The sequence below is a fragment of the Brevundimonas sp. FV1ye28 genome (assembly GCF_058681135.1).
Genome location: NZ_CM178731.1, coordinates 2,042,740 through 2,059,981 on the forward strand (window position 1 = coordinate 2,042,740; position 17,242 = coordinate 2,059,981).

Annotated in this window: 11 protein-coding genes; 5 read left to right on the top strand and 6 right to left on the bottom strand. The window is 66.2% G+C overall.

The features are described from left to right. Positions 1-219 precede the first annotated feature (219 nt). Entirely contained in the window at positions 220-1,092 is an 873-nt protein-coding gene (locus ACW171_RS10030; protein ID WP_492093032.1) for a M23 family metallopeptidase, read from the top strand. A 218-nt stretch (positions 1,093-1,310) separates the two neighbouring features. On the opposite strand, the gene ACW171_RS10035 is transcribed toward ACW171_RS10030, so the two are convergent. From ACW171_RS10035 to ACW171_RS10055, 5 genes are all read right to left on the bottom strand, one after another. Continuing rightward, the gene (locus tag ACW171_RS10035; RefSeq protein ID WP_492093033.1) at positions 1,311-2,993 is read right to left on the bottom strand and encodes a glycosyltransferase family 4 protein; all 1,683 of its coding nucleotides are present in this window, start codon (positions 2,991-2,993) and stop codon (positions 1,311-1,313) included. A 319-nt stretch (positions 2,994-3,312) separates the two neighbouring features. Next, the gene (locus ACW171_RS10040) at positions 3,313-6,348 is read right to left on the bottom strand and encodes a beta strand repeat-containing protein (RefSeq protein WP_492093034.1); all 3,036 of its coding nucleotides are present in this window, start codon (positions 6,346-6,348) and stop codon (positions 3,313-3,315) included. Positions 6,349-6,640: 292 nt separating this feature from the next. Continuing rightward, complete coding sequence (locus ACW171_RS10045) at positions 6,641-7,390, bottom strand: sulfotransferase family protein (RefSeq protein ID WP_492093035.1); 750 nt, start codon at positions 7,388-7,390, stop codon at positions 6,641-6,643. Positions 7,391-7,397: 7 nt separating this feature from the next. After that, positions 7,398-8,792, bottom strand: a complete 1,395-nt coding sequence (locus ACW171_RS10050; RefSeq protein ID WP_492093036.1) for an HlyD family type I secretion periplasmic adaptor subunit — start codon at positions 8,790-8,792, stop codon at positions 7,398-7,400. Beyond that, the gene (locus tag ACW171_RS10055; RefSeq protein ID WP_492093037.1) at positions 8,792-10,588 is read right to left on the bottom strand and encodes a type I secretion system permease/ATPase; all 1,797 of its coding nucleotides are present in this window, start codon (positions 10,586-10,588) and stop codon (positions 8,792-8,794) included. The genes ACW171_RS10050 and ACW171_RS10055 overlap by 1 nt, the downstream gene beginning before the upstream one ends. Positions 10,589-10,717: 129 nt before the next feature. Between ACW171_RS10055 and ACW171_RS10060 the strand changes: the two genes are divergently transcribed. Beyond that, positions 10,718-10,993: a DUF6471 domain-containing protein gene (locus ACW171_RS10060; RefSeq protein ID WP_492093038.1), complete on the top strand. Its 276-nt coding sequence runs from the start codon at positions 10,718-10,720 to the stop codon at positions 10,991-10,993. A 37-nt stretch (positions 10,994-11,030) separates the two neighbouring features. Here ACW171_RS10060 and ACW171_RS10065 read toward each other — a convergent pair whose 3' ends face one another. Then, the gene (locus tag ACW171_RS10065) at positions 11,031-14,528 is read right to left on the bottom strand and encodes a M10 family metallopeptidase C-terminal domain-containing protein (protein WP_492093039.1); all 3,498 of its coding nucleotides are present in this window, start codon (positions 14,526-14,528) and stop codon (positions 11,031-11,033) included. Between the two features lie 200 nt (positions 14,529-14,728). Between ACW171_RS10065 and argB the strand changes: the two genes are divergently transcribed. From argB to dapD, 3 genes are read left to right on the top strand one after another with little or no spacing between them, the layout of a single operon-like run. Further along, a complete protein-coding gene (argB, locus tag ACW171_RS10070) occupies positions 14,729-15,655 on the top strand; it encodes an acetylglutamate kinase (protein WP_492093040.1) in 927 nt (308 codons plus the stop codon). Continuing rightward, positions 15,652-16,329, top strand: coding sequence for a pyrimidine 5'-nucleotidase (locus tag ACW171_RS10075; RefSeq protein ID WP_492093041.1), 678 nt, complete (start codon positions 15,652-15,654; stop codon positions 16,327-16,329). The genes argB and ACW171_RS10075 overlap by 4 nt, the downstream gene beginning before the upstream one ends. Next, positions 16,326-17,213: a 2,3,4,5-tetrahydropyridine-2,6-dicarboxylate N-succinyltransferase gene (dapD, locus tag ACW171_RS10080; RefSeq protein ID WP_492093042.1), complete on the top strand. Its 888-nt coding sequence runs from the start codon at positions 16,326-16,328 to the stop codon at positions 17,211-17,213. The genes ACW171_RS10075 and dapD overlap by 4 nt, the downstream gene beginning before the upstream one ends. The last annotated feature ends 29 nt before the right edge of the window (positions 17,214-17,242 follow it).

The window sequence follows — 17,242 nt, forward strand, 5'->3', positions numbered from 1 at the left end:
AGGGTCGTCGTGAAGACAGGACTTTTGATTCTTGCCGGAGCGATCATCTGCCTTGGAGCGGCGGGTCTCGGTCTCGCACTGGGAAAGGCCAAGGACGGTAGCTATCAGGCTGCGGCGGTGCCAGCGACCACAAGCGGCACGGATGTAGGCCGGCCGATCCTTCCGGCGTCGTCAGGCGGACTTCGCCTACCTCTCGACTGCGTTCCAGGCCAGACCTGCGTGATCCAGAACTATGTAGACGTCGATCCTGGCCCCGGCGTCCGAGACCATCGGTGTGGGAGCAGGACCTATGAGGGACACAACGGGACCGACTTCCGTCTGCCGGACGAGTCCGCGCGCTTGCGGGGTCTCGCCGTTCTCGCGGCGATGGACGGGGTCGTACAGCGGGTTCGCGACGGGGTGCCCGACATCTCCGTGATCGAACGCGGACTCGCGGCCGTGGAAGGCCAGGAGTGCGGCAACGGGGTGATCATCGCACACGGAGACGGCCTGACGACCCAGTACTGTCACATGGCATCGGGCAGCGTGAGCGTGGCGGCGGGCCAGACGGTGCGGGCGGGCGACCCCATCGGCCGGGTCGGCATGTCGGGACAGACCGAATACCCCCATCTGCATTTCACGGTGCGCGACCATGATGGGGTGGTCGATCCCTTCGCCCCTTCCGAAGCGCAGGCGGTATGCAGCGCATCGCCCGGCCGGACCCTATGGGCGGCGGAGACGGCGCAGGCGCTGGCCTATCATGAGCGGAGCGTCCTGAATGCCGGTTTCGCGGGGGCCCCGCCCAGCATGGCGTCGATCGAAGGCGGAGGCTTGCAGCCGCCGAACCAGACCTCGGACGTACTGGTCGCCTATGTGCGGGCGATCGGCCTGAAGGCGGGCGACGTCGAGCGGCTGACCGTCATAGACCCGAAGGGCGAGGTGGTCGCCACCACGCGGAGCGATCCTTTGGTCAGCAATCGGGCGCAGCAGATGGTGTTTGCCGGTCGGCGCGCTCGGGCCGGCGGCTGGGCGGCGGGCGTTTATATCGCGACCTATGTCGTCGAGGCCGAGGGACAGACGGTACTGGAGCGGCGTTTCAGCTTTACTCTGTGAAGCGAACCAGCGCGGTTTCGGCGTTCGTCACGGAAATGTGCGCTGAAAATCAGCTCTTGAGGGTTTCCATCTCACAAGCATGTCGTATCGGCCTTTGTTTGCGGCAATGCTTATGGCATTAGAAACTTCAGCCTCGTTCTCCAGCGAGCTGTGTCACCACGGCCGGATCGTGAATTCGTTTCATGGTCCGGCCGATCGTGGCTCTGCCGACGCCGCCCTTAGCCGGATATTTCCCGGGCGCGCGGCAGGATCGTCACCACATCGTATTTCGCCAGATACAGCAGGCCGCGCTGAACCAGGGCTCGGCGGCCTTCGGGGAATCCGTTCGCGAGTTCGCCGGCCGAAATCTGGCGGTGGTGGGTCAGGCGATCGACCATCCTCTTTAGCTCGGGGACGCTCGGCAGGGCGCTGCCGCCGTGGGTGGTCAGCCGCATGGAGATCAGGGTCTCCAGGGTTTGCAGCGACTGACCGGGCGTCAGCATGACCATGGTCGTCGGGCTCAACCATTCGCTGGGATAGCCGCCGAACAGGTGGAAGGGGTCCAGCCGGCGGGGATTGGGTGCCAGATTGCGCGGCGCCATCTGGCCGGCGGGCGCGGCGAGGCGGTCCTCGGTCATTTCAGCCCACATCGCTTCGTACTGGGGGATGATCTGCGACCAGTCGAAGATGTGCCGCGCCCGGGACCGGCCGGCGTCGCCCATGCGTTTGCGCAGCTCGGGATCCTCGATCAGGTCGAGCAGGGCCTTGGCCGCCTCGCCGATATCGACGGCGGTCAGCTGGCTGGCGCCGCCCACATACTGGTCATAGGTGATCCAGCCGTTGGCGTGGCGATAGGCCAGGTCCTGGCCTGCCCCGGACGCCGGCGCATAGGTGGAGGCGCGGAAGCCGTCGACACCATGACGGACGGTGTCGCGATAGCCGTTCCAGTCCGACACCACGCACGGCAGGCCCGCGGCCATGGCCTCGACCGGGGTCAGGCCGAAGGTCTCCTGGATGTTGTCGGACAGGGAGATGAAGATGTCCGCGACCGACCAAATCGAGAAACGCGTCTCGGCCGGGCGGCCGTCGACGATGCGGTAGCCGACGCTGGGGCACTGGGCCCGGCATTCGTCGTGATAGATCTTGTCGGCTTGTTCGCTGACGCCCCAGCCGGCCTGGACCCAGAAGACGGGGCGGCTGGCGGCCTGGGCTGCGCGCTCCAGCGCCATGGCCATCGGGATGGGGTTCATCTTGGCGTGGGTGTTGAACCGGCCGATGTAGAGGGCGACCACGGCGTCTTCGGGAATATCGAGGCGCGCGCGCCAGTCGGCGCGAGCGGCGTCGGTCACCGAGAAATCGGCCGTGTTGATGCCCAGCGGGATGGTGACGAGCCGGGGCTCCGGCAGCCGGGTCGCGCCGAGCCGGACCTCGAGGTCGTTGCGCACGGCCTCCAGCTCGACCTCGACGCTCTGGCGGACGGCGTTGGAGGTACAGATCAGGCGGTCCCAGGGCTCGATCGGGGCCAGCAGCATGTTGGCGATCGAGTCCATGACCCATTCGCTGGCGGTCGTGTGGGTGATGGTCGAGATGCCGTAGTCGGAGACGCATCCGGCGGTGCGACGCGCCCAGGCCTCGCGGGCCAGGTTGGGGTTGGTCAGGAAGACGTTGCCGGCGCGGCCCAGGCCGGGGCGATCATGGCGGGCGACGATGGAGTGCGGGCGGCCCACGGGATTTATGGTCTCGACGAAGGCGGTCAGGTCCGCCTCGGACCGGTTGGCGACATTCCAGAACCAGGCGTGATCGGCGCGCGTGTGCTGGAGATAGCCGCGTAGGAAGCTTTCGCCCGCCGACTGGCGACCCATCAGGGCCTTGCCCTTCGTGTCGTAGGCTTCGGGGTTCAGATACAGGGCGGCGTTGGACATGGGTCCTGACTAGGACGGATTTCGCCGATTCCCAAGGCCCCCGGGCAGGGGCGGCCAGACCCTTGATGCAAGAAAACACCGTCTACTGAGTCCACTGAGTCCACTGAGTCCCACATGCACGGCCGCCCAGTTGGCGGGGCGGCGGCGACGTCAGTCCAAATCCTCCGTCAGCCTGAGGCGGGTCAGCCCGCCCTGGTCCGATCCGGCCAAGGGTTCGATTTAGGAACTCCGGGTCATCGTTCAACGCCGGCCTCCGCACAAAAGAAAAGGGCCGCCCCGAAGGGCGGCCCAATCCTTGGTCTGACTAGACTTCGTCGTCTTAGACGAAGTCGCCCGTGGCAACCTGACCCAGCGTGATGCCGGCCAGGAAGAAGGCACCGTCAGCATCTTGCGGTCCGACGCCAGCGCCGTCCGTGTCGAGGAAGACGTAGACGCCAGCCACACCACCGATACCTGCGGCAGCGGTGACTTCCACCAGGTAGACGTTGGTGGTGTTGGCCTCGAAGTGAGCGTTCGCAGCAGTCAGAGCGGCCGAGAAGGTCGTCAGAGCGGTACCAGCAGCCGACGTGTCGGTCGCGACGTTCTCGACATAAACCAGAGCGGTGGTGCCGAGGACGTCGATGACGTCGGACGCGGTGGTGAAGCCGATCACCGAGTCCATCGTTGCTGCGGTCAGGCCGAGGTCCGTGCTCGTGAACACGAAGCGATCGGCTTCCGAACCACCCGTCAGTTGGTCGTTACCGGCACCACCGTTGATGGTGTCAGCTTCCGAACCACCGTCGATGACGTCGTTACCGGCGCCACCGTTGAGGACGTCGTTACCGGCGCCACCGTTGATGACGTCGTCGCCGGCGTCGCCGCCGAGCGTGTCGTTGCCGGCGTCACCGTTGATGGTGTCAACGCCTGCACCGCCGTTGATGACGTCGTTGCCGTCGTTGCCGCCCAGGGTGTCGTTACCGTCGTTGCCGTTCAGCGTGTCGTTGCCGGCGGCGCCTTGGATGGTGTCGTTGCCACCGAAGCCGCTCAGGCTGTCGTTGCCCGAGGTGCCGACGATGAAGTCAGCGCTTTCACCACCCGTGGTCGAGACCGTGAAGGTCGCGGCCGAGAGAGCGGCGTTCGTAACGTTCGGCAGGAAGAACGACTGGTCGGCAGCGTTGTCGTTGCCCGTGTTGGCCACGAACACCCACACACCCACGCCGGTCACCTGCACGGCGACGATGCCGATGCTGGTGGTGAAGGTCGCGTTGGCTGCGATCAGGGCCGCGTCATAGGACAGAGCCGTGGTCGCGCCCGCCGTGGCGGTCGTCGTCGCGAAGCCGGTGCGAGCACCGTCCACGTTGACTTCGAAGGTGTCGCCAGCCGCGAAGTCGGTCACGGTGTCGTACTGCGTGGCCACGGTGCCACCGTCGCCGGTGTTGAACACGAAGACGTCGTTGCCGGCACCGCCGGTGATCGAGTCGACGCCCGCTCCGCCGAAGATGCGGTCGTCGCCTTCGCCGCCGTTGACGACGTCGCTGTCGGCACCGCCGTTGATGGTGTCGTTACCGATGCCACCCAGCAGGGAGTCGACGCCCGCGCCGCCGACGATGCTGTCAGCGCCGTCGCCGCCGTCGATGGTGTCGTTGTCGTCACCGCCGTCGATGATGTCGTTGCCCGTACCACCGAGGATCGAGTCATTGCCCGCCGCGCCGGTGAGGGTGTCAGCGCCGTCGCCGCCGTTGACGACGTCGTCGCCGGCATCGCCGTTGACCCGATCGTTGTCAGCGCCGCCGTTCAGGACGTCGTTGCCCGTGCCGCCGTTGACGGTGTCGGCACCGGCATCGCCGTTCAGCGTGTCGTTGCCGGCGTCGCCGTTCAGGATGTCGGCGTCGTTGCCGCCGTTCAGGACGTCGTTCTCGTCGCCGCCCGAGATGGTGTCGGCGCCGTCTTCACCGTTCAGGGTGTCGTTGCCGCCTTCGCCGTTCAGGATGTCAGCACCCGCGCCGCCGTTGACGAGGTCGTCGCCGGTTCCGGCGTTGACGCTGTCGTTGCCCGCGTCGCCGTTGATGGTGTCGGCAGCCGAACCACCGGTGACGGTGTCGTTGCCGTCGCCGCCCGACAGGACGTTGGCACCCGCCGTGGCCGTGATGGTGTCGTTACCAGCGCCGCCCGAGACGGTGTCGTTGCCGGCGTCAGCGCGCAGGGTGTCGTTACCGGCATCGCCCGTGATCAGGTCGTTGCCCGTACCGCCGTCGATGGTGTCGTTGCCGTCACCACCGGTCAGGGTGTTGTTGCCCGAAACAGAGCCGATGATGTCGTTGCCGGCACCGCCGTTGATGTTGTCGTTGCCGGTGCCGCCGGTGATGTTGTCGTCGCCGTCTTCACCGACGATGGTGTCGTTGTCAGCGCCGCCGTCCATGGTGTCGTTGCCGGCGCCGCCGAACAGGGTGTCGTTGCCGTCACCGCCGTTGACGTTGTCATTGCCGAGATCGCCGAGGACCAGGTCGTCGCCGTCGTTGCCGCCGACCGTGTCGTTGCCCTGACCACCGTAGACGGTGTCGGCGCCAGCGCCGCCTTCGACGACGTCGTTGCCGAGACGGCCGTGCAGGAAGTCATTGCCGTCGTTGCCGAACAGGCGGTCTTCGCCCTGGCCGCCTTCGACGATGTCGTCGTCGTTGCCGGCCTGGATCGAGTCGTCGCCCTGGCCGCCCTGGATGGTGTCGGCACCGATGCCGCCGGTGATGGTGTCGTTGCCGAGGTCACCGAAGATCAGGTCGTTGCCGTTGTCGCCGGCGAGGGTGTCGCCGCCTTGACCACCCAGGATGGTGTCGGCGCCGTTGCCGCCCTGGACGTTGTCGACGCCGAGGTTGCCGTGCAGGTAGTCGTTGCCGTCGCCGCCCGTCAGAGCGTCGTCGCCCTGGCCGCCGAGGACGATGTCGTCGCCGTTGCCGCCGTTGACGTTGTCGTTGCCGAGGTTGCCCTGAAGCGTGTCGTTGCCGTCGTTGCCGTTCAGGGTGTCGATGCCGTCGCCGCCGAAGATGACGTCGTTGCCGTTGGCGCCCGACAGGACGTCAGCGCCGCCGTTGCCGAACATGTAGTCGCCCAGCGCGCTGCCGACGACGGTTTCGTCGGCAGCCGCGCCGTACAGGAAGACCGAATTGTCGGCGAAGATGACGCGGTTCGCGCCTTCAAGAGCGCCCGTCGGGAACTTGAGGGTCTTGCCGTTCAGCGTCAGCTCAACGCCCGAACCGGCGCCGGCGGTGATCACGTTGACGGTCAGGCCCGAAGCGGTTCCGGTCGGGAACAGCAGGGTGTCCGCGTTGGTGAAGGCATCAGCCTGCGCCTGGGTCGCGGTGTCGAAATTAAGAGTAGCCATCTAGAAGTTCTCCATTTGTGTCACAGACCGTGGTCCGCCGTCGTCCGCCCCCACCATGGAGAACGTCTAAGCGTAAGCCCGCCCTTGGCCGCTTTTAGCCGAGGCGCGGATTATTACAACCCGTCCTGATCGTTACCAAAATCGGCGGAAGACGCAACGGCCGCTCGCTTGTGGGGCGAACAGCGCGATAGCCGGATAAGGGCCCTGTGGTTATGCAATGATTAAGGGCGTCGGAAGGGTGGCGCCAATGTGTTTTCGAGGCGGATTTCAGCCCTCGGACAACAACGGTCGGCTAGGTCGCAAAGTGAGTAGCCCACAGGTTTCGGAATAGTTTCTGATCGTCCCTGTAGACGTCATTGAGATATGTACGATCGTCGTCTGTAATCGACTTGGCGCGATCTATGGAAACCCCCACGTGACTGAGACGCGGAGCCACAGTCGTGAGATGGGGAGCGTGCAAAAAATCACACACCTGTCGCAAAATGCGATCGGGCGCCGCAAGCAGGTCCTCGGACCGAAGGCACAGCAGCTGTTCGGGAGGGAACAGGGTCAGGGCGTGGCGGAGCTGAGCGCCATAGAAGCCGCGTTCGACATAGGAATAGACGCGGTGAGCCCCATCGGGACGGCGGCCGGCCGCGACACGGGCTCGCCCCTGTCGGATACACCAGGCGAACGGCTCGGTCTCGGCGCCCCGCGCCGTCTCCATGCGCCAGTGGGACCAGGCCCGCTCGACCGGATCGCGGAAGAGGAGAACGAGCCGCATGGCCGGATTGTAGGCGGCGATCCGCTCCAGGCTGTGTGGCCAGTACAGGTAGATGGGGGTCGCCTCGCCCCGGATCGCGCCGGGCCGTTGGTCGAACATGGCGTGGTAGGCGGCATAGTCGGGGCGGGACCAGTCCTGACCCTCGTCGTCGAAGAAATGCGCCTCCTTGCAGGCGGGCAGGCTGAGCGCCGGATGCTCGACGAGATAGTCGAACAGGGCCGTCGTGCCGCCCTTCTGGACGCCGGCGACCAGAAAGGCGACGCGATCGACGGGGTCCACGACGGGCCTATTCCTCGCGCAGGGAGTTGTTGGCGATGTCGCCGATCGGGCCGAGCAGATAGCTCATGATCGTGCGGCGGCCGGTGCGGATCATCGTGGTCGCCTGCATTCCCGGCGTGATCTGGACCCCGTCGGGCAGGCGGCGCAGCTCCTCAGGCGGGATCCGCAGGTCGGCGGTGAAATAGGTGGCGCCGGTCTGCTGATCGGTCAGGGCGTCGGCGGAGACCGTCACCACCTCGGCATGGAGTTTGGGCACCTTGTTCGTGTTGTAGGCGGACAGGGTGACCTGGGCCGTCAGCCCGGTGCGGACCTGGTCGATATCGGCCGGCCGGACGCGGGCCGAGACCAGGAGCGGCGCATTGGAAGGCACCACGTCCATCAGGGTCTCGCCCGGCGCAGCGACCCCGCCGACAGTGAACTGGCTCTGGTTGAGGACATAGCCGGTCATCGGCGCGACGACGCGGGTCTCGCGCAGGCTGAGCTGAGCGGCATCCAGACGCGGGGCGAGGTCGGCCAGGCGTGATTCGGCCTCTCGCAGGCCGGTCGCCGCCTCGCTGTTGCGCTGTTCGTACAGCAGGGCCAGCTGGAGACGGGCCTCTCCGACCTGTTGCTGATTGCGCTGGATGTCGGCGGCCAGGGCGCCGCGACGGCCACCGATCTCAGCGAGCTGGCGCTGATAACGCAGGATCAGGGTGCGCGGCGCGAAGCCCTGTTCGTACAGGCGCTGATAGCCGTCCAGCTCCTGCTGGATCAGACCGACCTGGTCGTCGATCGACTGGACCTGAACGTTCAGGCCCGAGCGGGCGGTCTGCAGCTGCACGATCCGCTGCTCGAGGATCGATTCCTGGCCCTGGACCGCCAGGAGCCGCGAGTTGAACACCAGGGTCTCGTTCGTGACGATGGCGGCGACGGCCGGGTCGTTCAGACGCGCGGCGAGAGCGGCCGGCGGGGCGAACGAAGTCTGGCCTCGCACCTCGGCCCCGAACCTGGCCGCCTGGATCAGCAGGCTGTCCCGCTGATTGGTCAGCACCGCCACCTGGGCGCGGGCGACCGTATCGTCCAGCTGCATCAGGACCTGACCGGCCTGGACCTGATCGCCTTCGCGGACATTGATGGCACGGACCACGCCGCCTTCGCGGCTCTTCAGGGTCTGCCGGTTGGCTTCGACCCGGATCACACCGGGCGCCACGACGGCGCTCCAGATCGGCGCGAACGAGGCCCAGAGGCCCACGCCGACGACACCCACCAGTATGATGATGAGGCCCGCGCGCACCGGAGCGCTGATGCGCTTCTTCTGTTCTTCGCTCTGCGCCGTCGATCCCGTCCCGAATGCGGGCGCTTCGATCGGGGTCTGCGACCGGCCGGGGACGAGACGGCCGAAACGTTCCAGGTCGAGTTTCATCAGCTGGCTTTCGAAGTCTTGTCAGGGCTCGCAGGCGCGGGAGCGTCGGCGGCCTTCTTGTGAACCATCCTCGGCGGGGGAGGCGGAGGCGGAGGCGCGGGCGGCGTCGCCGGTGCGCCGGACAGGCGAGCCAGGACCGCATCACGGGGGCCGAACAGCTCCGGACGACCGTCCTTGATCACCAGAAGCTTGTCTGCGTCGACGAGCATGCTGGGCTTGTGCGAGACGACGACGATCGTCGACCCCTTGCCCTTGAGCGTCTTGAGGGCGTTCAGCAGGGCCTGTTCGCCCTGTGCGTCCAAGTTCGCATTGGGCTCGTCCAGCACGATCAGGGGCGGCGCCCGCAGCAGGGCCCGAGCCAGGCCCACGCGCTGACGCTGGCCGACCGACAGGACGATCCCCGCGGTGCCGAGTTCGGTCTCGTAGCCTTCCGGCAGCCTCAGGATCATGTCGTGAACCCCTGCCGCCTGAGCCGCAGCCACGACTTCCTCGTCGCGAACGTCCGGCAGGAAGCGCGCGATGTTGTTCCGGATCGTTCCCGCGAACAGCTCCGTGTCCTGGGGCAGATAGCCGACATAGCCGCCGAACTCGGTGCGATCCCATGAGAAGACATCCGAGCCATCCAGGCGCACGACCCCGTTCAGGGGTTTCCAGATGCCGACCAGCAGACGCGACAAGGTCGATTTGCCCGCGCCCGACGGGCCGACGATGCCCAGGAACTCGCCCGGGTTGATCGCGAAATTGACGCCCGTCAGGATCAGGCGGCCGCCCGGCGTGGCGAAGTTGACGTTCTCGACCGACAACAGGCCTTGGGGCCGGGGCAAGGACATCGTCGGTTTGACCGGCTCGTAGCCGGCCAGCAGTTCATTCAGCCTCTCATAGGACTGGCTGGCGGCGATGAGGGCCGGCCACGCACCGACCGTGCGCTCGATCGGGGCCAGGGCGCGCGATGACAGGATCATGTTCGCAAACAACAGGCCCGCCCCGATCTCCTGCTTGATGATCAGATAGGCGCCGGTTGCGATGATCAGGACCTGGATGGTCATGCGAACCAGCTTGATCGCATTGCCCCAAAAATCGGCCTGCTCGTTGGCCGAAGAGCCATGCTCCAAGGCCTGGCTGCGGAAATGACTCCAGCGCGTGCCGATGTGATTGAGCATCCCCATCGCGCGCACGACTTCGCTGTTGCGCAGCCCGGCTTCGGTGAAGGCATAGCTCTTGAGCGCCGCGTCATTGGAGGACCGCGTAGACTGGCGGCTCGTCCGGTCCTGAATGAAGGCGAGAACCAGCAGGATGATGCCGCCGACCAGCGTCACCAGACCGACCAAGGGATCGATATAAAAAAGCACGCCGAGATAGATCGGCATCCACGGCAGATCGAAAAGAACGTTGATGCCGGGCCCGGTCACCGTCTGCTTGAACGAATCCAGGTCACGTAGCGCCTGGGCGCCGGCCTGCGGCTCTCGGCGAACAATGCCGTCGAACAGCGCCGAAAAGGCGTGACTTGAAACCCGCTGATCCAGTTGAACCCCGAAGGCCGACAGCACGCGCTGACGGTACACGTCGATCATGCTGGAGATCACGAAGACGAAGATCGTGCCAACCGAGAGGACAAGCAGGGTCGGAACGCTCTCGCTGCTCAGGACGCGGCTGAACACCTGATTGGTGTAGAGCGGCAGCGCCAGGTAAAGCGCATTGGTCACCAGACTGAATCCCGCGGCGGCCAGCAAGGGCCTGCGGCCCTCTCGGAGCGCGGTGATCAGAAGGCTTTCGGTCTTGCGTTTAGGCCGTTGCATCTTGTTATGGTCTGAATCCGATACGCACCGCAGGCCGGCACCGTCCTCGAAACGGCGCAATCCCACCGCAGAGCGGCGCACGGATGACCCTCTGGCGTTTCGATGTCAATGGCATTAGTATCGAAAACGATGACAAACGTCTCGCCAGAACCAGCGCCTACCGTCGTGCCTGCGGGCCCAGACGCCGTCAAAAACATCCTGAAAGGGGAGTTGAAGCGACGCGGTTTGACCTATGCCCAGCTGGTCGAACGGCTGGCCGCCCAGGGCGTCGTCGAAACCGAGGCCAATCTGCGCAACAAGATCAGCCGGGGCGCCTTCACCGCGGCCTTCTTCGTCCAGTGTCTGAGCGCGATTGGATGCGAGGTCGTCCAGATCAAGGTCAATCGGACGCCGCCCACGGATTGAGGCTCTGCGAGCGCCGACCACGCGTTCCGTCTGCCCCTCAGATCACCGACGCGTCCTGAACGACCCACAAGGCATTCGGATCGACACTGAATACCGTGGGGTCTCCGAGTCGAACGATCTCGTGGATATCCATGTCCCCAAAATAGGCAGCATCGGCCTCGGCGGAGCCGGCCGCCGAAAGCGCGGCGTTCGCCTCCAGGGTCGCGGTGGAGAACTGGGCGGCCGACCACGGCTCGATCTTGTCGACCGGTTCGGCTATCGCGGCTCCGGCTGCGGTCGGTCTGCCCTCGTTGACGCCTGCCTGGATGTAATGCCGGGTCGCCGCCTCCAGGTTCGTGCCGAACGCGGCCTTGAGGTCCGGGTTGGCGTTCAGATAGTCAGTGGCGCTGAAGGTGATGCCGCGCCCCTCTGCGGCTCCTGCGAGGACATAGTGCTGCGACCCGAGATTGCCGTTCGCGCCGAGCGATCCGATCAGGTCCCGGTATGAGGCGATATAGGCGAGACCATCGAAGGAATCGGCCACCCGACCCTCCGCCTGACCGTTGCGGACATAGTGCAGATAGGCGGCGAGGGGATCGGCCTTGAAGGCGGCGAGCAGATCGGCATAGCCGACCATATAGCCGTAGGCGTCGAAACTCTTGCCAGCCAGAACGCTCAAGGCCTCGATCGGACCGCCCACGAACTGCCCCAACTCGATGCTCGACAGGTTATCGACATCCGTCGGGCCATCATGGATTCGCCAGGCGTCCGCCCCCGTCGCCTCGAAATAGACCAGCGATACCGCCTTTGTGTACCAGGCGATGTCCACTCCGTCCCCGCCGACGAGCGAGTCGGAGCCGGCCCCGCCCTGGATGACGTCATTGCCCGCCCCGCCCTGAAGCACGTCGTTGCCGAGGTCACCCAGCATCAGATCGGCGCCGTCTTCGCCGAAGACGGTGTCCGCGCCCTGACCGCCGTACAAGGTGTCCGCGCCCAACCCGCCGTAGACGATGTCGTCTCCGATATTGCCCTGAACGAAGTCGGCGCCCACCCCGCCGTAGAGGACGTCGGCTCCCTGGCCGCCATAGACCCAGTCGTCGCCCTCCCCGCCATCGACGGTGTCGGCGCCCTGGTTGCCTTGCAGCAGTCCGTCGGAACCGCCCAGCCCCTGTAGGAAGTCGTCGCCCGTGCCGCCGAACAGAGTGTCCGAGCCCAGCCCGCCGCTCAGGGTGTCGTTGCCGTCTTCGCCCTCAACCAACGACCCCACCAGCGAGAGCGGCTGGACCGAATGACTGGGGATCGAAACGTGCAGGGTGTAGCCACGGCCGGCCGCCGGGGAGACGGTCGTGAAGGTCGAACCGGAGTTCACCCCCCACTGACCGACCTGGATGAAATAGACGCCCGCTGTCTGGAACGTGAATGTCAGTTGAGAATCGGTGGACGTTCCGCCGTTGTCGCCGTTGTTGTCGTCGTTCGACGCCAGTTCGGCGCCGGATCCGTTGAACAGTCGCAGCGTTGTGTCGAACACCCCGCCGTCGATGTCGAATACCGCCGTGGAGCCCGCCGACACGGTGAAGGCATAGTACTCGAGCCCGCCGTGCGTCGTGCCGAGGATCGTCGCATGCGGGATCGTCGTCGAACTCACCACGTCGCTCCGGGCGAGCAGGTCGAAGCCCCCGTCGATGTTCAACGCGTTCTGGATCGAGTTGTTGGCGATCGCCTGGCCCTTGACGATGTCCGGGGCGCCGCCCGTCTGGCCCGGCGCGCCACTGGCGGAGATCTTGTCCGCCCCGGCGCCGCCCCGCAGGGTGTCGGCCCCGCCGCCTCCCTCGATAATGTTGGCGCCCACATCGCCGGTGACGAGGTCCGAATAGACGGTCCCGACGACACCCTCGATGTTGCTGAGCACATCCGTTCCATCGCCGCCCGTCGCGGCACCGGTCGCGAGGTTGACGGTCACACCCCTGCCCGACGCGCCCTGATAGATCACCGTATCGAAGTCAGCGCCGCCGTCCACGGTATCGTCGCCGGACCCTCCGAGGAGCGTGTCTGCGCCGGCTCCGCCACTGAGACTGTCGTTGCCGGACCCACCCGAAAGGTCGTCGGCCCCGTCCAGGGCAGACAGAATATCATCGCCGCCCAAACCGGACAGCCGATCGTCAAAGGCGGTGCCGGTGACGACATTGTCAGACGCATCGCCATCGATGGTGCGTCCGCCGGTCGGCGCCGGGGCCATGACGAGGCCGTCGGCGAACTGGAACTGCTCGACATTTGTCAGCAGATCCGCGCCGTCCGATCCGGTGATGATGGCGGAGTTTCCGGAGTAGCTGATCGTGTAGGCGCTCCGAACACCCGAGAAGATCACCGTGTCGTTGCCCAGACCACCGTCGATCGTATCTGCCCCGGCCCCGCCGGTCAGCCGGTTGTCCGCCGCATTGCCGATGATCCGGTCGTTCCCGGTCCCGCCCACCGCGTTCTCGATCACCGCTCCCATCGCGATGGCCACGTTGCCGACCAGCCCGCCGACATCGGAGAAGGCACCCTGACGCAGATCGATGACCTGGCTGTCGGAATAGCCCGAGAAATCTAGCGTATCGACGCCGCCGCCGTCCCAGACCGCGAAGATCACGTCCGTGGCCGCGGAACCCGCCGCATACCAGGCTCGATCCGCCGTCGAGTTGAAGCCATAGACGGTGTCGCCGGCCCGGGTGGCCGTGTTTGCGCCGTAGAGGCGCTGCGCCGCTGCTATGTCGTCCAACAGGGGCGCGGCCGAATACTGTCGTGCCCCCGTGGCTGCGTTGAAATTGCCGCCCGTGTTGCTTTCGCTGAAGTACGACATGATCGTGTACTGGCGAGAATCTTCGTAATAGGTCGCATCGGCCGTGTAGGTGATCGAGACACCCTCCGCCGCGTTGTAGGCGGCGGGGTGCGAAAGACCGATCGCGTGACCGACCTCGTGCGTCAGAACCTGGAAACCGTAGCCCAGAAGCACCGGCGACGCGTTGTAGCCGAGCGAAACATTGACCCAGACATCGCCGGCGTTCGATGTGCTGGAGGTCGATCCCGGCATGTAGGCGAAGGCCGCCGATCCCGTCGATCCCGCCCCGTAGTTGCCGAACAGCATGGTGGCGCTGTTGCTGAATCCGTCGCCGTCGGACACGCGCTGGAAGGTGATGTTCGCTACGTCCGACCAGGCCGTCAGGGACTGTAGGGTGGCGTTGATCTGGGCCGCGTTGAAACGGCTGAACTCCGAGACATCGCTCGGCAGGCTGGCCGGAGCCGACGATCGGAAGGCGTAGGTCACCGTCCCCGCCTGCCCCAGGCCGGACGCCCAGCTGGCGTTGGAGCGAGTGATCTGAGCGCCTGCTTCTTCGGTCGTGAGGGAGGCCTTGCCGTTCGGGCCCAGGTCGCCGCGATCATCGGCGTTCAGGGCGAAGAACGACGTCGATCCGGCACCGTCATAGACCGCGTGGAACCCGCCACAGCAGGCGCAAGGCGAATAGCCCCCGACCGCGCCGAACGGGGACATGGCTTGGGCGCCATCTTGAACAGCCATGTCTCGATCCGCCTTCGCGAACGCCCTCCAAGGGGGTCCTTAATGCATTTCAGCGCTCGAATTCCTTAAGAACCGTGATCGGCTCTTCAACTTGTCGCGATGTTCGCTCGCTTGCGTACTTTGCCGCCCGTGGAGACACAGACGCGATCCCGCCACGCTTCGGGGTGACACCCGAGCCCTCGCCCGGTATCAGCCCGCGCATGGACGAGAATGAACGCCAATCCGAGGAGCGGGGCTGGGCCACGGCCAAGACCCTGGCCGAGGCCCTGCCCTATATCCAGATCTACGATCGCGAGACCGTGGTCATCAAATACGGCGGCCATGCCATGGGCGAGACGGCCGTCGCGAAACAGTTCGCCGCCGACGTCGTCCTTCTGCGCCTGATGGGCGTCCTGCCGGTGGTGGTCCACGGCGGCGGCCCTCAGATCAGCGCCATGCTGGACAAGGCCGGGGTCAAGTCCGCCTTCATCGACGGCCTGCGCGTGACCGACAAGGACACGATGGCCGTGGCCGAGATGGTCCTGTCTGGGGCGGTCAACAAGGAGATCGCCCACTGGATCACCGTCGCCGGCAAGGAGGCCGACGTGCGCGGCATCGGCCTGTCCGGCAAGGACGCCGGCCTGCTGACGGTCGAGAAGACGACCCGCACCAAGCGCGACCCCGACAGCCTGATCGAGCATGAGGTCGACCTGGGCTTCGTCGGCGAACCGACCAAGGTCGATCCCAAGCTTATCAAGGGCCTGATCGCCTCGGAAACCGAGGATTGGGTCCCGGTCATCGCCCCCATCGGCGTGGCCGAGGACGGCCAGACCTACAACGTCAACGCCGACACGGTCGCCGGTGCCGTCGCGGGGTCCCTGAACGCCAAACGCATGCTGCTGCTGACCGACGTCAAGGGCGTGATGGACAAGAACGGCGACATCATCCGGCAGATGACTGTGGCGGAAGCGCAAGGCCTGATCGACGACGGCACGGCTTCGGGCGGCATGATCCCCAAGCTGGAGACGGCCATGGCCGCCGTCCGCGCGGGCGTCGAGGCCGTGGTCATCCTGGACGGCCGTCGCCCCCACGCCATGCTGGTCGAACTGTTCACCGAATACGGCGCCGGCACGCTGGTGAAGGCGTGACACTGGACCTGAGCCATATCGACGCCTGGGTCTTCGACCTGGACGACACCCTGTATCCGCCTGAACAAGGGCTGATGGTCCTGATCCAGGCGCGCATCAACGCCTTCATGGTCGACGCGGTCGGCCTGCCAGAAGACGAGGCCAAGGTCCTTCAGCGTCAGTTCCTGAACGAGCACGGCACCACGCTCGCCGGTCTGATGGCCAACTACGCCGTCGACCCGGAGAAATTCCTGCACGAGGTTCATGACGTGCCGCTGGACTCGCTGGAGCCCAATCCGCGTCTGGCCGAGGTCATCCGCCGCCTGCCAGGCAGGAAATATGTTCTGACCAACGGTGCCCGCTTCCATGCGGCTCGCGTGATCGAGCGCATCGGCCTGACCGGCCTGTTCGACGGCGTCCACGCCATCGAGGACATGGACCTGACGCCCAAGCCGGCGCCCGCCACCTATCGCCGCTTCCTCGAGACGTTCGCCATCGATCCGACCCGCGCCATCTTCTTCGATGACACGCCCAGAAACCTGACCCCGGCCAGGTCGCTGGGCATGACCACCGTCCTGACCGACACGCCCGAACACCTGGCCGAGCGGGGCCTGGTCGCGGGCGAGGGCATCGACGCCACCGCCCCCGACCTGCTCGATTTCCTCACGCCCTACGCCCTGAAAGACGCCGCATGACCGACAACTCTTCGTCTCCTTGGGCCCAGCTCGAAGCCGTCATCGAAGCCGCCTGGGAGGCCCGCGCCGACCTGTCGCCCTCGACCCATGGCGAAACCCGCAAGGCCGTCGAGACCGCCATCGACCTGCTCGATTCCGGCCAGGCCCGCGTCGCCTCGCGCGGCGGCGACGGCGTCTGGACCACGCACCAGTGGCTGAAGAAGGCGGTGCTGCTGTCCTTCCGCCTGAACGACAACGAAATCATGCGCGCCGGCGAACGCGGCCTGTCGGCCCCGTCCTCCAGCGGCGGCGCCCCGGCGGTCGGTCCCTGGTTCGACAAGGTGCCGAACAAGTTCGCCGACTGGACCGCCAACGAGTTCAAGGAAGCCTGCTTCCGCGCCGTTCCAGGCTCGATCGTGCGCAAGGGCGCGTTCGTGGACCGCAAAGTCATCCTGATGCCGTCCTTCGTGAACATCGGCGCCTATGTCGGCGAGGGCTCGATGGTCGACGGCTGGGCCACGGTCGGCTCCTGCGCCCAGATCGGCAAGAACGTCCACCTGTCCGGCGGCGTCGGCATCGGCGGCGTGCTCGAACCGCTCCAGGCCAACCCGACCATCATCGAAGACGGCTGCTTCATCGGCGCCCGCGCCGAGGTGGCCGAGGGCGTCATCGTCCGCGAGGGCGCGGTCCTGTCCATGGGCGTCTACCTGTCGGCCTCGACCAAGATCGTCGACCGCGCGACGGGCGAGATCACGCGCGGCGAGGTTCCCGCCTACAGCGTCGTCGTCCCCGGCGCCCTGCCCGACCCCAACGGCGGCCCGTCGCTCTACTGCGTCGTCATCGTCAAACGCGTCGACGCCCAGACCCGGGCGAAGACCGGCGTGAATGAGTTGCTGCGGGACTGATCAAGCCGGTCGTTCGCCCACGCGCGGAT

Bases quoted from the DNA above. Each gene is read 5' to 3' on its own strand.
- ACW171_RS10040 (WP_492093034.1), bottom strand. From the start codon at position 6,348: ATGGCTACTCTTAATTTCGACACCGCGACCCAGGCGCAGGCTGATGCC.
- ACW171_RS10060 (WP_492093038.1), top strand. From the start codon at position 10,718: ATGACAAACGTCTCGCCAGAACCAGCGCCTACCGTCGTGCCTGCGGGC.
- ACW171_RS10055 (WP_492093037.1), bottom strand. From the start codon at position 10,588: ATGCAACGGCCTAAACGCAAGACCGAAAGCCTTCTGATCACCGCGCTC.
- dapD (WP_492093042.1), top strand. From the start codon at position 16,326: ATGACCGACAACTCTTCGTCTCCTTGGGCCCAGCTCGAAGCCGTCATC.
- ACW171_RS10035 (WP_492093033.1), bottom strand. From the start codon at position 2,993: ATGTCCAACGCCGCCCTGTATCTGAACCCCGAAGCCTACGACACGAAG.
- ACW171_RS10065 (WP_492093039.1), bottom strand. From the start codon at position 14,528: ATGGCTGTTCAAGATGGCGCCCAAGCCATGTCCCCGTTCGGCGCGGTC.
- ACW171_RS10050 (WP_492093036.1), bottom strand. From the start codon at position 8,792: ATGAAACTCGACCTGGAACGTTTCGGCCGTCTCGTCCCCGGCCGGTCG.
- argB (WP_492093040.1), top strand. From the start codon at position 14,729: ATGGACGAGAATGAACGCCAATCCGAGGAGCGGGGCTGGGCCACGGCC.